Here is a 13,617-nt window from a genome sequence, read left to right on the forward strand (position 1 = left end):
CGGGTGCGCCTCCTCGGCCGGAGCGGGCGCCGGGGCGGGTGCGGACTCGGTCATCGGCCGTCCTCGTAGGCGTTGCTGTTGGCGGGCCCGACGATCGTGCCCGAGCCGGTGAACGGGGCGTCACCCGCCGGCCGGACCGCCCGGAACGAGCCGGTGTCCACGGCGTCGAAGGTGCTGTGCAGGTCGAGCTCGGCCTCGATGACGCGGGCCAGCCGGCGCACGCCCTCGCGGATCTGGTCGGGCTCGGGGTAGCAGTAGGAGAGCCGCATGAACTCCTGGCCGCTGCCGTCGGCGTAGAAGCCGATGCCCGGCACGTAGGCGACCAGCGCGTTCACCGCGCGCGGCTGCATGAGCTTGGCGTCCAGGCCGCGGGGCAGCTTCAGCCACACGTAGAAGCCGCCGTCGGGCCTGGTCCAGGTGGTGCCGGCCGGCATGAGCGCCTCGAGGGAATCCAGGCAGGCGTCCCGCCGCTCGCGGTACAGCTCGGTGAACAGCTTGATCTGCTCGCGCCACGGCTGGGTGTCCAGGTAGCGCGCGACCGCGTACTGGGTCAGCGACGGCGGGCAGAGCACCTGCGCCTCGGTGGCCAGGACCAGCTTCTCGCGGACGGCGAGCGGCGCCAGCACCCAGCCGACCCGCAGGCCCGGGGAGAAGGTCTTGGAGAACGACCCCAGGTAGATGACCCGCTCGGCGTTGCGGGCGCGCAGCGCGCGCATCGGCTCGTGCTCGAAGCCGAGCAGGCCGTAGGGGTTGTCCTCGATGATCAGCAGGTCGTACTTCTCGGCCAGCGCGACGATCGCCTCGCGGCGCGGCTCGGTCAGCGTGACGCCGGCCGGGTTGTGGAAGTTCGGCACCGTGTAGAGGAACTTGACCCGGTCGCCGCGGGCGCGGCAGTCGATCAGCGCCTCCTCCAGCGCCTCGGGGATCAGCCCGTCGTCGTCCATCGCGACGTGCCGGACGGTCGCCTGCGCGGACTGGAACACCCCGAGCGCCCCGACGTAGGACGGCGCCTCGGCGAGGATGACGTCACCGGGGTCGACGAAGACGCGGGTGACGAGGTCCAGACCCTGCTGCGAGCCGACGGTGACGACGACCTCGCTGGCCGACGCGTCGTGGATGCCCTCCAGGGCCATGACGTCGCAGATCCGCTCGCGCAGCCGCGGATCGCCCTGCCCCGAGCCGTACTGCAGCGTCTGGGCGCCCATGCCGGAGACCAGGTCGCCGATCATCGAGCCGACGGCGTCGAGCGGGAGGGCGGTGACCGCGGGCATGCCGCCGGCCAGGGACACCACCTCGGGCCGGCTGACCACGGAGAACAGCGCCCGGATCTCCGAGCTCTTCATCCCGTGGGTGCGTGCTGCGTAGCGGTCGGCCAGCGGGTCCAGCCGCGGATGCCGCGGTGAGGGGTGGGCGGCACCGCGGTGCGCGCCCTGCTGTCCGGAACCGGCCGACGAGCCGGGCGGGAGAGTGGCCACCCCCGGAGTCTAGGCCCGCCCTCCACCGAGTTCCGGGAGGCGATGAGACCGACCCGTCACAGTGACATCGTCGTCCTCCGGACGACACCGCGGCCACGTGCCGTCCCCCTGCGGCGGCGAGCGCGTCGGTCATCCCTGCGCGGGACCCTCCGGGCCCCACTCGGGCTGCGCACTGCCGACTGCGCCCGCCGTCGTCGTCCTCCCTCAGCTCCGAGCGTCCTCCCTCACCGCGCACCACGAGGGAGGACGCTCGACGATCAGGTGACCTGATCGTGGCGGGGGTCAGAGGTCGCCGGGGAGGGCGAAGGTGCCCGTGGGAGGGTCGGCCTCGGCGGGCAGGAAGAGCCGCTGGACGGCGGCGAGCACGCCCTGGGCGATCGAGCCGCGCAGGCGGGCGTCGAGCAGCAGCAGCCGGTCCACCGGGTGGGAGAGGTAGCCGACGTCGAGGCGGACGGCCGGCATCCGGCTCATCCGGAGCAGGTCCCAGGTCTTGGCGTGCGAGTCCAGGTCGAGCAGGCCGGTGCGGGCGACCACCTCGCGGCGGGCGAGGTTGGCGAACTGCTCGCCGACGGTGGACGACGCCCCGGAGCCGGTGCCGTAGTAGAAGCTGGCGACCCCGCGGGCGTGCTCGGACTCGTGCGCGTCCACGTGCAGGGAGAGGAAGAGGTCGGCCCGCGCGTCGTTGGCGAAGGCGGTGCGCTCGGTGGCCGTCGGGTTCTGGTGCCGGCCGCGGGTCAGGTAGACCGTGGCGCCGGCGGCCGCCAGCCGGCCCTCGATCCGCGAGGCGAGGTCGAAGACGAGGTCGGCCTCGGTCGTCTCGCCGTGCGTGTGGCCGGGGTCCTCGCCGCCGTGGCCGGGGTCGATGACGATCCGGCGGCGGATGAGGTGCGGCCCGCTGTCGACGAACGACGCGCTCTGCCGCAGCAGCTGGGGGCGGCCACCGGTGACCTTGCGGCCGAGCTGGCGCAGCGCGCGCAGGTGTGGCCGGGCCGCAGGTGCCGTCGGAGGTCAGGCCGTAGTCGCGCTGGAAGGCCCGCAGCCCGGTCTCGGTGTCGACGCCGAAGACGCCGTCCACCGGGCCCGCGTCGTAGCCGAGCTCGTGCAGCCGCTCCTGCAGGTTGATGACGTCGTCACCGCGGACGGCGCGCTCGGGGTCGTAGCGCAGCAGCCGGTCACCGAGGGACCAGCGGGCCTCGTTGAGTGCGCGGTAGGTCTCCTCGCCCACCCGGCCGTCCACCGACAGCCCGCGGTTCTGCTGGAAGTGCCGGACGGCGAGCTCGGTCGCGGCGTCGTAGACGGCGGCGTCGAGCGCGACGTCGGGGAGGGTGGCCGTGGCCTGCGGTGGGTGGGGCGCGGCGCTGCCGTCGCCGTCGGGCAGCAGCCCCAGGCTGCGCAGCGCCGTCTGCACGTCGGCCACCGCGGCTCCACGATCGCCGAGCCTCAGGATCTGCATACCGGTGTTGGCTCCCATCGTGCCCACGATTGTCGTCCCCGGCCCCCGTCCCGGCCCAGCGGGGGTACCCCGGAACGGCCACGGGTCCACCTGCCCGGGTGGGCGGGTGGACCCGTTGGGTTCCGCGGAGTCGTTCCCCTGCGCCGCAGGGGTCCGGCTCAGATGTAGTCGGCGAGGTCGCTGAGGATCGCGCCCTTGGGCTTGGCGCCGATGATGCTCTTCACCGGCTTGCCGCCCTGGAACACCGTCATCGTCGGGATCGACATGACCTGGTAGTCGCGCGCGATCTGCGGGTTCTCGTCGATGTTGAGCTTGGCGATCGTCAGCTTGTCGCCGTGCTCGGCGGCGATCTCCTCCAGCACGGGGGCGACCATCTTGCAGGGGCCGCACCACTCCGCCCAGAAGTCGACCAGGACGGGCTTGTCGCTGCCCAGCACGTCGCTGGCGAAGCTGGTGTCGGTGACCGTCACGGTGTTGCCTGCCATCGGTCGTTCTCCCTCTCGGTCGCTTGCTCGAAGTCCTGCGGGAAGAACCCGCGGGACGGTGGTTCTATGCCCGGTCGGCCGGGCGCTCAGCGCTCGTCGAAGGTGTCGGCGAGCCAGCGCTCGGCGTCGATCGCTGCGGCGGCACCGGTGCCGGCCGAGGTGATCGCCTGTCGGTAGATACGGTCGACGACGTCGCCGCAGGCGAAGACGCCGTCGATGTTGGTGCGGGTGGTCGGGTGCTCGACCTGGATGTAGCCCTCGTCGTCGAGCTTGAGCTGCCCGACGAACAGCTCGGTGCGCGGGTCGTGGCCGATGGCCACGAACAGGCCGCTCACCGGCAGGGTCTCGGTGGCGCCGGTGGTGGCGTCGGTGAGCTCGACCGAGGAGACGGTGCTGTCGCCGTGCACCTCGGTGACCTGCTTGCCCAGCGCCCAGCGGATCTTCTCGTTGTCCTGCGCGCGCTTCTGCATGATCTTGGAGGCGCGCAGCTCGTCCCGCCGGTGGACGACGGTGACGCTCTTGGCGAAGCGGGTGAGGAAGGTCGCCTCCTCCATCGCCGAGTCACCACCGCCGACGACGGCGATGTCCTGGTCGCGGAAGAAGAACCCGTCGCAGGTGGCGCAGGCGGAGACGCCGCGGCCCAGCAGGCGCTGCTCGTTCTCCAGGCCCAGGTACCGGTACTTGGAGCCGGTGGCCACGATGACCGCGTGCGCGCGGTGCACCTCGTCGCCCACCTTCACGATCTTCGGGGTGGCGGTGAGGTCGACCTCGGTGACGTCCCTCGGGACCAGCTCGGCGCCGAACTTCTCGGCCTGCGTGCGCATGTCGTCCATGAGCTGCGGGCCCTGGATCCCCGCGGGGAAACCGGGGAAGTTCTCGACCTCGGTGGTCGTCATCAGCGCGCCGCCGAACTGCGAGCCCTCGAACACCAGCGGGTGGAGGTTGGCGCGCGCGGCGTAGGTGGCGGCGGTGTAGCCCGCGGGGCCGGACCCGATGATGATCAGGTCGCGGATGCCGTCGTGCTCGGCCGGCGGGATGACGGGGTCGACGATCTCTTCCGTCGTCACGGCGGGACCGGGGGTGGGGGAGTCACTCACAGGCGGCACAACGACGATCGTAGGTGCGGCATTCCGGGCCGCACCCCGACGGGTCAGCCCGCTGCCTGGACGGTGACCTCGCCGATCTCGCCGGTGAACCCGTCGCCGCTCTCGACCAGCCCGGTGATCCACAGCAGCACGTACCGGGCCTGGACCGGCTCGTCGAACCGCAGGTCGCTGGACTCCTGGAGCGTGCCGGAGGCGACCTGCTCGTAGCCGTCGAGGTCGTCGGCCCGGGTGTCCGCGGTGCGGATCTCGACGGTCGCGCCGGGACGGGGGGTGGTGACGGTGACGCCGGCGAGCGGCTGCGAGGAGCCCAGGTCGTAGACGATGCCCATGCCGGACTTGAGGTTGCCGAAGGCCGCCGAGCCCCGGTAGGTCACGGTGGACCAGGTGGTGCCCGGGTCGCCGTCGTAGGTCAGCGGGACGTCGCCGTCGTTCTCCGGCTCGCCGTCGCCCTCGGGGTCGAAGACCTCCGCGCCCTGCACCGTGGCGGCGGGGCCGGCCGGAGCGGCGTCGTCGCTCCCGGAGGCGCCGGCGGTGGGCACGCTGATCGAGGGCGTCGAGCCCTCGTCGACCGAGCCCGCGACCGACAGCAGGCTCGTGCCGACCCACCAGGCGAGCCCGATGACGACCAGCAGGGCGAGCAGGGGCAGGCCGACGACGAGCAGGCGGCGCCGGCCGCGGCCCTCGTCGTCGTCCTCGTCGTCGTACCCGGAGCCGGTGGGCGGACCGGTGTAGAGGTCCTCGCCCAGCGGGGGGAGGGCGCGGTCGTCGGACCGGGTGCCCGCGTAGGCGCCGGCGACGGGCGGGACCGAGCGGGCGTCGACGGTGTCGCCGTGCACGGCCGCGGCGACGACGGTGTCGCCCGCGCCGGGCGGGCGGACCGGCGGGACGGTGCCGGGGGCCGAGGGCCCGACCGGGTCGGGACGCTGCTCCTCGGCCGGCCGCTGCCGGTCGCCCCACGGCTGCTCGGAGCGCACGCCGGCGCCGGGGCGGGTGCGCGGCCGGTCGGCGAGGATCGCGGCCATCGCGGCGACGCTGGACAGCGCCTGGCCGGGCTCGGTGGAGCGCGCCCGCCGGGCCAGCGCCACCAGGTCGGAGGGGCCGCGCAGGGGCCGGGGCTCGGCCTCGCCGGGCCGCAGGCCGGTCAGGCACACCTCGAGCAGCGCGCCGAGGGCGGCGACGTCGCCGTCGATGCTGCCGCTCGCGGCGGGTACGCCGCGCAGGCCGACCAGGCCGTTGGGCCGCAGCACCACGTTGTCCGGCGTCAGCCCGCCGACCGCCAGGCCGACGCGGTGCGCCTCGGCGACGCCGTCGGCCAGCCGGCGCAGGACGGTGCGGATCTCCCGCTCGGGCAGCGGGCCCTCGGCCAGCCGCTCGGCCAGCGGGACGCCGTCGATCCACTCGTTGACGACGTAGGCGGCGCCGCCGGGGGCCTGCGGATCGCCGCTGCCCTCCGAGGCGTCGTAGACCATCGCCAGCGCGGGGGTGGCCAGGCCGCCGGCGGTCAGCGCGCGGGTGATCCACGCGTGCGCGGCGGGGCCGGCGGGGGTGTGCACGCGGACGGCGACGTCGCGGTTCAGGATCCGGTCCTTGGCCCGCCAGGTCTGGATGACGCCGGTCTCGGTCTGCTCGTCGGGACCCACCTGGTCCAGCGGCCGGTAGCGATCCGGGAGGCCGGTGACCGTGGACGTCATCGACACTCCGACCCCCTGTCCTGCTGCGGCGGCCGGTGCGGCCCACCGGCATCGGCGCCGCCTCCCTGCGAGGACGTGCGGGTCATCCGCGTCCGATGCGGGCCCTGACGGCTGCCAGGGGTCCGCGGAGCTCCGGTACGCGGGCGACCACGAGACCTGCGAGAGCCGCGGCGCCGATGACCACGGTACCGACCGCCACCCGGCCGAGCGACCCTGCGGTGGACGATCCGAACAGGTCGTCGGTCACGATCAGGACAAGGAGGCCGAGCAGGGCCGCGGCCAACGACGCCGCGGCGACCCGGGCGACCTGGAGCAGGGTCGCGCGGGTGCGCAGCGCCCCGAGCCGCCGGCGCAGCGCGAGGTCCCCGAGGACCCAGCCGGCGAGGTAGGTGATGCTGGTCGCGAGCATCAGCCCGGCCACCACGTGCTCCGGCCCGACGACGGCCGGCACGAGCAGCAGCAGCGGCACCCGGACGGCGACCATGCCCAGCTGGATCAGCGTGGGCGTGCGGGCGTCCTTCATCGCGTAGAAGACGCGCAGCTGGAGCAGGGTGACCGCCATGGGCAGCAGCCCGAAGGCGCCCAGGGCCAGTGCGGTGCCGATCGCCTCGGCGTCGGCGACCGAGGTGTTGCCGCGGGCGAAGGCGACGACGCCGAGAGCCGGGCCGAGCACGGTGAGCAGGGCGGTCACCGGGAGCAGCCCGAGCGCGGAGAGCCGGGTGCCGAGGGAGAGGTCGGAGACGACGCCGGGAACGTCGTGCCGGGAGGCCGCCCGGCTCATGCGCGGCACGAGCGCGGTGAGCAGCGCGACGCCGATGATCCCGTAGGGCATCTGGAACAGCAGGCTGGCGTTGGCGAAGCCGTAGGAGCCCAGGCCGCCCTCCCGGCCGGCGGCGTTGGCCACCCGGGTGGCGACGACGACGCCCACCTGGCTGATCGCCACGTAGCCGATCACCCACAGGCCGAGCGAGCCGGCCTCCCTGAGCCCGGTGTCGCGCAGCCCCCAGCGGGGTCGCAGCGGGACGCCGGCCCGCGACAGGAGCGGCAGCAGCACCAGCGCCTGGACGGCGATGCCCAAGGTGGTGCCGATGCCCAGCAGCCACACCTGCCCGGAGGTGATGGTCACCGGCGTGAGCTCGCCGGGCCCGCTCGCCGCGATGAGCAGGCCCCCGGTGGCGATGACCACCAGGTTGTTGAGGACCGGCGCCCACGCGGGCGGGCCGAAGACCCCCCGGGAGTTGAGGGATCGCCTGCGCCAGGGCGCCCACGCCGTAGAAGACGATCTCCAGCAGCAGGATGCGGGCCAGCCAGTTGGCCAGGCTCACCTGGTCCGGGTCGTCGCTGATCCCGTAGAGCCGGGTCAGGAGCGGCGCAGCCAGCACCGCCAGCGCGGTGACGACGACGAGCCCGGCGGTGGCGATGGTGGCCAGCCGCTGGGCATAGCCGACGCCGCCGTCGCGGTCCCGCTCCTGGGCGTGCACCAGCAGCGGGACGACCACGGAGGTCAGCACCCCGCCGAGGAGCAGCTCGTAGACGATGTTCGGCAGCGTGTTGGCGGTGTTGTAGGCGTCGCCGACCAGCGCGATACCCAGGGCCGCGGTGAGCACCATCGTGCGGGCCAGGCCGGTGATGCGGGAGACCAGCGTGGCCACGGCCATGGTGCCCGCGGCGCGCAGGATGCCCCCGCTGGCGCCGGGCGCGCCCTCGCGCTGCTCGACGTCGTCGTCGGTCTCCTGCTCCGCGCGGGGCACCGGCGGCAGCACCGGCATCGGGAAGACCTGGGTCTCGTCCGCGGCCGGCACCCAGCGGTGCCGCAGCGGCGGCAGCGGGGGGACCGGCGTCCCCTCGGCGCGCGGGCGCCGGCCCGGCTGCAGCGGCGGCTGGCCACGGCGCACCGGCGGGGGCACCGGCGGCAGTGCGTGCCGGCCGTCGTCGGGGACGGCGAAAGGGGCGCCCTCGGGCGGGGTGGCGCGGTAGGGCGCGGGCGGCAGCGGCCGCCCCACCGGCGGCCGGGCCCGGTCGGGCACCTGCTGCTCGTCGTCGGGAGGGGTGCTCACACGGGGCTCCGCGTCGGGATGCCGTCGGGGCCCAGCGGCGGCCCGCCGGCCTCGGCGCCGGCGGCGCGGGCCCGGCGGCGCAGCACGAACACCACCAGCCGGCGGAGGAACAGCAGCCCGAGCAGGGCGGCGGCCCCGATGGTGATGATCAGCGAGATCGGCCCGTAGGCGGTGCTGCGCACCTGGAGCTGCACGCGCTCGCCGAGCGGGGCGCCGCCGGGGGTGGTCAGCGTGGCCGTGACCGCGAAGCCGCCGGACTGGCCCACCGAGGTCGGCACCTGCAGCACCGCGCGCTCACCCGGCGCGAGCACCCGGACGCCGATGTCGCCGATGGACAGCGCCCGGTTGCCGCGGGCCCGCACCTCGGGCAGCACCCGCACGGCGAAGGGCAGGTCGTTGCGGACGGTGAGTACTAGGGGCGCGTCGCTGGAGGCCAGCGTGTACGTGCCGTCGGCCGGCGCCAGCAGGGTCACCTGGCCACGCATCCGCTGCATCGTGGCCGCCAGGTCGACGGCGGCGTCCCGGAAGCCGCCGGGGTCGGTCCGCCAGGCCACCGAGGTGCCGCGGGCGGTCGCGGCGTCGAACGCCTGCAGCGCGGTGCCGGCGTCGCCCTCGACGGCGCGCGCCAGGTCGTCCCGCGAGGCGGTGGCGTCGCGGACGGTCAGCAGCCCGGCCGGGTCGAGGCGGGGCGGCGTCGTCGCCCGGCTCGACCAGCTCGCCGTCCTCGGTGGGGGTGCCGGCGGTGAGCGACTCGAGGGTCGTGGCGCGCAGCCAGGGCAGCGTGGCGGTGTCGGCCATCATCGCGCCGGCGCTGTCGGGCCCGGCGTCGACGTCGCGCGGCGCGGCGACCAGCACGGTCTGCTCCGTCCCGGGCGGCGCCTGCGCGGTGAGGACGCCGAGCTCGGCGAGGTAGCGCTGCTCGGCCAGCCGCGGGCCGCCCTCGGCCACCTCGCCGAGGCCGACGACGTGCCCGAGCCGGGCGTCGGCGACCAGGCCGCCGACCGGGCCGGACGGGGAGCCGACGGTGACGGCGGCCGCGGCGGTGGGGTCGCCCAGGCCGATGGCGGAGTTCCCGGTGCTGACGGCGTCGGGGCCGAGCACCACCTGCTCGATCCCGCCCTCCTGGAGGCGGGCCAGCGTGCCTGGGAGCAGGGTGCCGCCCGGCGCCCAGGCGAGGTCGGTGCGCGGCTCGACGTCGAGCGCCTCGGCGAGGATGCGTGCCCCGGCCCCCTCGTCGGGGGCGGTGGGCCCGGCGGGGGCCTCGGACTCCGCCGCGGGTGCCGTCGGGGTGCCGGTCGGGGTCCCGTCCGCAGCGGCGGGCGGGTCCTGGGCGGTGCCCGCCCCGGTGCCGGGCAGGCTGCGGGTGACGACCTCGCCGAGGCCGGCCCGCTCGAGGGCGTCGGCGTCGACGTCGCCGTAGGGCAGGGCGACGACGGCGTGCACCGCGGCCACGGTGCGCAGCCGGGCCAGGAACTCCCTCGCGGCGTCGGTGCCGGCGCCCTGCCCGCCGGGGACCTCGTAGGGGCCGGCGGCCATGACCTCGAGCTCCTCGATCAGCGCCGGGTCGATCGCGAGGGTCACCGGCACGTCCGGGACGGGGGTGGCCGAGCCCGGCGGCGTCGGCGTGGGCAGCCGCTCGACGACGCTGAGCGCGCGGTCGAGCCGGCCCTCCGGGGAGACCGACTCGGCCAGGTCGTCGTCGGCGAACCGGCCCGACGCGGTCCGGTGCGTGCGCTCGGTGAGCGGCCACAGCCAGGCGACGGCGGTGCGCGCCACCGGCTGGAGCGGCTGCTGCACGACGAAGGTGGACAGCTCGCCGACGCGGCGGACGTCGCCGTCCACGCTGCCGTTGACGTTGAGCAGCACGGGGTAGACGCCGTCGCGGTCCAGGCGCAGCTCGGCGGAGTCGACGGTGTAGCTGAAGGAGACGGTCTCGCCGGCGGGGACGAGCTCCGGGCCGTCCTGGAAGGGCGCGACGACGGCCGAGGGCTCGTCCCCGTCGGCGTCCGCGTCGGCCAGGTCGGCCCGGCTGAGCAGGACGTCGCCGCGCTGGAGGCGGATGGTGACGCCCTCGATCGGCGTCGTCCCGGTGTTGGTCAGGAAGCCGCGGACGGTCACCAGGGACCCGGGGGTGACGGTCCGCGGCTCGAAGCCCTTGACGTCGACGCGGATCGGGCGGTCGGGATCGCTGTCGTCGTCGTCGCTGGGCGCCGCGGCGAGCACCGGCGGGGCCGTGGCGGGGGCGGGTGCCGCCGACGCGGGCGGGGCCAGCGCGCACACGGTGCTGAGCAGGACGGGCAGGAGGGCGGCGCGCAGCAGCGCCCCGCGCCGGGCGCCGGGGCGGTCGGGACCGGGGGCGACGGCAGGGCGGCCACCGGTGCCGCCGGCGGCCGGCCGGATCACGCGGTGTCGGCCAGCAGACCGGGCGCACGCTCGACGAGGGCGCGCTCGTCGGCGTAGGCGAGCCGGCCGCTCAGCTCGTCCAGCGGCACCCAGGCCACCTCGGTCACCTCGACGTCGGCGTCGGAGAGCGCGCCCCCGACGGCCCGGAGGAGGAAGTGGTGCACCGTCTTGTGCACGCGGCGGCCGTCGGCGACGAACCAGAAGTCGATGATCCCGAGCGGGGCGACGACCTCGCCGATGATCCCGGTCTCCTCCTCGACCTCGCGGACGGCGGTGTCCTCGGGGGTCTCGCCGGCCTCGATGTGACCCTTGGGGAGGGACCACAGCAGGCGGCCGCGGCGGTCGGTGCGGCCGATGAGGGCGGCACGGGGCCCGTGCACGCCGTCGTCGGAGACCACCAGGCCCCCGGCGGAGGTCTCGTCGACCCGACGCAGCCGGCGGCCGGGGCGCCCTCGTCCGCCGGTCCCAGCCATGCCAGGAGGGTAGCGCGACAACTCGCACTACTCTGGTCGGTCGTGTCCGTCCCACCCGTGAGTCGTCCGGACGGGACCGGTGGGTCGCGTCCCGCCGCCGAGCCCGTGCCGCCCGCCGTCCAGCAGACCGTGCGCGACCTCGTGGACCTCTCCCCCGTCCTGGACGAGGTGGGGCGGCGCTTCGCCGCGGCCGGTTTCCAGGTCCACCTGGTCGGCGGTTCGGTGCGCGACGCGCTGCTGGCGGCGGCGTCCGGGCGGCCGGGGCTGCCGGGCGACCTGGACCTGACGACCGACGCCCGGCCGGAGCAGACGCTGGAGGTGCTGCGCGGCTGGGCCGGTTCCACGTGGAACACCGGCATCGCCTTCGGCACGGTGGGCGCGGAGGTCCGCGGCGAGCGGCTGGAGATCACCACCTTCCGGGCCGACCGCTACGACCGCGAGTCCCGCAACCCCGAGGTCGCCTGGGGTGACTCGCTCGAGGACGACCTGGCCCGCCGCGACTTCACCGTCAACGCGATGGCCGTCTCCCTGGGCCCGGACCGCACGGTGACCGACCCCTTCGGCGGGCTGGGCGACCTGATCCGCCGCCGGCTGCGCACCCCGGCGGCGGCCGAGGAGTCCTTCGCCGACGACCCGCTGCGGATGCTGCGCGCCGTCCGCTTCGTCGCCCAGCTCGGCCTCACCCCCGAGGACGACGTCGTCGTCGCCATGACGGCGATGTCGGCGGAGCTGGGCCGGATCACCGCCGAGCGGGTGCAGGCGGAGCTGTCCAAGACCCTGCTCCAGGACTCCCCGCGGGGCGCGCTGGAGCTGTTCGTCGCCACCGGGCTGGCCGACGTCGTGCTGCCGGAGCTGTCCGCGCTGCGGATGGAGATCGACGAGCACCACCAGCACAAGGACGTCTACTCCCACTCCCTGACCGTGCTGGACCAGGCGATCGCGCTGGAGAAGGCGGACCCGGACGCCCCCTCCCCCGACCTGGTGCTCCGACTGGCCGCGCTGCTGCACGACATCGGCAAGCCGGCCACGCGGCGGCACGAGGAGCGCGGCCGGGTCTCCTTCCACCACCACGAGGTGGTCGGCGCCAAGCTGGTGCGCAAGCGGTTGGTCGCGCTCAAGTACCCGAAGGAGGTCGTGGAGCAGGTCTCCCGGCTGACCTTCCTGCACCTGCGCTTCCACGGCTACGGCCGCGGCGAGTGGACCGACTCCGCGGTGCGCCGCTACGTCACCGACGCCGGCCCCCTGCTCCCCCGGCTGCACAAGCTGGTGCGCTCGGACTGCACGACCCGCAACCGCCGGCGGGCGGCCGCAGGCTGGCCGAGACCTACGACTCGCTGGAGCTCCGCATCGCCGAGCTGTCGGCGGCCGAGGACCTCGCGCGGGTGCGGCCCGACCTCGACGGCAACGCGATCATGGAGCTGCTGGGCGTGCCGCCCGGCCCGGAGGTCGGCCGGGCGTGGCGCTTCCTCAAGGAGCTGCGGCTCGAGCGCGGCCCGCTGGACCGGGACGAGGCCGAGGCGGCGTTGCGCGAGTGGTGGGCGGGCCAGCAGGGCTGAGGTCCTGACGCCCCCGGCGTGCCGGGTGCGCGAGGGGCGCCGCAGCGCCGACAGTGCTGGTGTGAGGGCTTTCCGTCGGCTGCTGCGCGGGGCCGGCGTCGTGCTGGTCCTGCTGGTGATCGTGCTCGGCGCCGGCGTGCTGAGCGGCCCGGGCGGGCTGCCGTGGGCGGTGCGGGTGACCGCGCTTCCGGCGCCCGCGCCGCCGTCCCCGCCCCCACCCCCGGAGCCGGAGAAGCCCCGGGACCGGCCGCCGGCCGGGCTCGAGGTCGCTGAGTTCCCGCGGGGGGTGCCCCAGCCGCCGCCGGCCGGCGGCGGCACGTACGCCTTCACCGGCCTGCAGGGGGACGGCGTCACCCCGGTGGCCTACGACCCCTGCCGGCCGATCCACTACGTGCTGAACGGGCTGGGTGCACCGCCCGGCGGCGAGCCGATCGTGCACGCGGCCGTGGCGCGGATCAGCGAGATCACCGGCCTGGTCTTCGTGCACGACGGCGCCAGCGACGAGCCGATCGCCGTCGACCGCCCGGTCTACCAGCCTGAGCGGTACGGCGACCGCTGGGCGCCGGTGCTCATCGGCTGGCAGTCGGAGCAGGAGGAGCCCGCGCTCGCCGGCGACGTCGTCGGCCAGGCCGGCAGCGCCGCGGTCTCGCTGGGCCGCAGCCCGAGCATCTACGTCACCGGCACCCTCGTCCTGGACGCCCCGCAGATCGCGCCGGTGCTGGAACGCCGGGGCGGCCGCGCGGTCGTGGAGGCGATCGTGCTGCACGAGCTGGGCCACCTGGTCGGCCTGGCGCACGTCGACGACGCCACCGAGCTCATGTACCCGCAGGTGCAGCAGCAGGTCACCGACCTCGGCGCCGGCGACCGCACCGGGCTGGCCCGGCTGGGCGCGGGAGCGTGCGTGCCGCAGCTCTGAAG

The 13,617-nt window shown here is 75.5% G+C and carries 9 protein-coding genes and 3 pseudogenes; 1 reads left to right on the top strand and 11 read right to left on the bottom strand.

Annotated elements, in window-relative coordinates; all coding sequences use genetic code 11:
• Window positions 1-50 precede the first annotated feature (50 nt).
• The 11 genes and pseudogenes from JKP76_RS04960 to JKP76_RS05000 all read right to left on the bottom strand — a co-directional run bounded on the left by JKP76_RS04960 (window position 51) and on the right by JKP76_RS05000 (window position 11,143).
• Window positions 51-1,475, bottom strand: a complete 1,425-nt coding sequence (locus tag JKP76_RS04960; protein WP_200489798.1) for a PLP-dependent aminotransferase family protein — start codon at window positions 1,473-1,475, stop codon at window positions 51-53.
• 282 nt (window positions 1,476-1,757) lie between these two features.
• A complete protein-coding gene (locus JKP76_RS20360) occupies window positions 1,758-2,453 on the bottom strand; it encodes an N-acetylmuramoyl-L-alanine amidase (RefSeq protein WP_309232953.1) in 696 nt (231 codons plus the stop codon).
• A gap of 61 nt (window positions 2,454-2,514) precedes the next feature.
• Window positions 2,515-2,946, bottom strand: a pseudogene (locus tag JKP76_RS20365) (peptidoglycan-binding protein); the annotation flags it as partial.
• 140 nt (window positions 2,947-3,086) lie between these two features.
• Window positions 3,087-3,413 carry a thioredoxin gene (gene trxA, locus JKP76_RS04970; protein ID WP_089338036.1) on the bottom strand — a complete coding sequence of 109 codons (327 nt, stop codon included), beginning with the start codon at window positions 3,411-3,413 and terminating at the stop codon, window positions 3,087-3,089.
• Between the two features lie 86 nt (window positions 3,414-3,499).
• Window positions 3,500-4,480, bottom strand: coding sequence for a thioredoxin-disulfide reductase (gene trxB, locus JKP76_RS04975; RefSeq protein WP_200489799.1), 981 nt, complete (start codon window positions 4,478-4,480; stop codon window positions 3,500-3,502).
• A gap of 83 nt (window positions 4,481-4,563) precedes the next feature.
• Window positions 4,564-6,210, bottom strand: coding sequence for a protein kinase family protein (locus JKP76_RS04980; RefSeq protein ID WP_200489800.1), 1,647 nt, complete (start codon window positions 6,208-6,210; stop codon window positions 4,564-4,566).
• A gap of 82 nt (window positions 6,211-6,292) precedes the next feature.
• Window positions 6,293-7,396 carry a lipid II flippase MurJ gene (gene murJ, locus JKP76_RS04985; protein ID WP_309232846.1) on the bottom strand — a complete coding sequence of 368 codons (1,104 nt, stop codon included), beginning with the start codon at window positions 7,394-7,396 and terminating at the stop codon, window positions 6,293-6,295.
• Window positions 7,397-7,514: 118 nt separating this feature from the next.
• A pseudogene (locus JKP76_RS22145) lies at window positions 7,515-7,979 on the bottom strand (lipid II flippase MurJ); the annotation flags it as partial.
• Window positions 7,980-8,263: 284 nt separating this feature from the next.
• Complete coding sequence (locus tag JKP76_RS22150) at window positions 8,264-8,935, bottom strand: DUF6049 family protein (RefSeq protein ID WP_309232954.1); 672 nt, start codon at window positions 8,933-8,935, stop codon at window positions 8,264-8,266.
• 61 nt (window positions 8,936-8,996) lie between these two features.
• Window positions 8,997-10,670, bottom strand: a pseudogene (locus JKP76_RS04995) (hypothetical protein); the annotation flags it as partial.
• Window positions 10,667-11,143 (bottom strand): NUDIX hydrolase, encoded by a 477-nt coding sequence (locus tag JKP76_RS05000; protein WP_200489803.1) that lies wholly within the window; start codon window positions 11,141-11,143, stop codon window positions 10,667-10,669. The gene JKP76_RS05000 and the pseudogene JKP76_RS04995, both read right to left, overlap by 4 nt.
• A 105-nt stretch (window positions 11,144-11,248) precedes the next feature.
• On the opposite strand from JKP76_RS05000, the gene JKP76_RS20370 reads away from it, so the two are divergent.
• Complete coding sequence (locus tag JKP76_RS20370; RefSeq protein WP_309232847.1) at window positions 11,249-13,615, top strand: CCA tRNA nucleotidyltransferase; 2,367 nt, start codon at window positions 11,249-11,251, stop codon at window positions 13,613-13,615.
• Window positions 13,616-13,617: the final 2 nt, after the last annotated feature.

It is taken from the genome of Blastococcus sp. TML/C7B (assembly GCF_016612845.1).
In the GTDB taxonomy this organism is placed as follows: Bacteria; Actinomycetota; Actinomycetes; order Mycobacteriales; family Geodermatophilaceae; genus Blastococcus.

Bases quoted from the DNA above. Each gene is read 5' to 3' on its own strand.
- trxA (WP_089338036.1), bottom strand. From the start codon at position 3,413: ATGGCAGGCAACACCGTGACGGTCACCGACACCAGCTTCGCCAGCGAC.
- JKP76_RS04980 (WP_200489800.1), bottom strand. From the start codon at position 6,210: ATGACGTCCACGGTCACCGGCCTCCCGGATCGCTACCGGCCGCTGGAC.
- JKP76_RS05000 (WP_200489803.1), bottom strand. From the start codon at position 11,143: ATGGCTGGGACCGGCGGACGAGGGCGCCCCGGCCGCCGGCTGCGTCGG.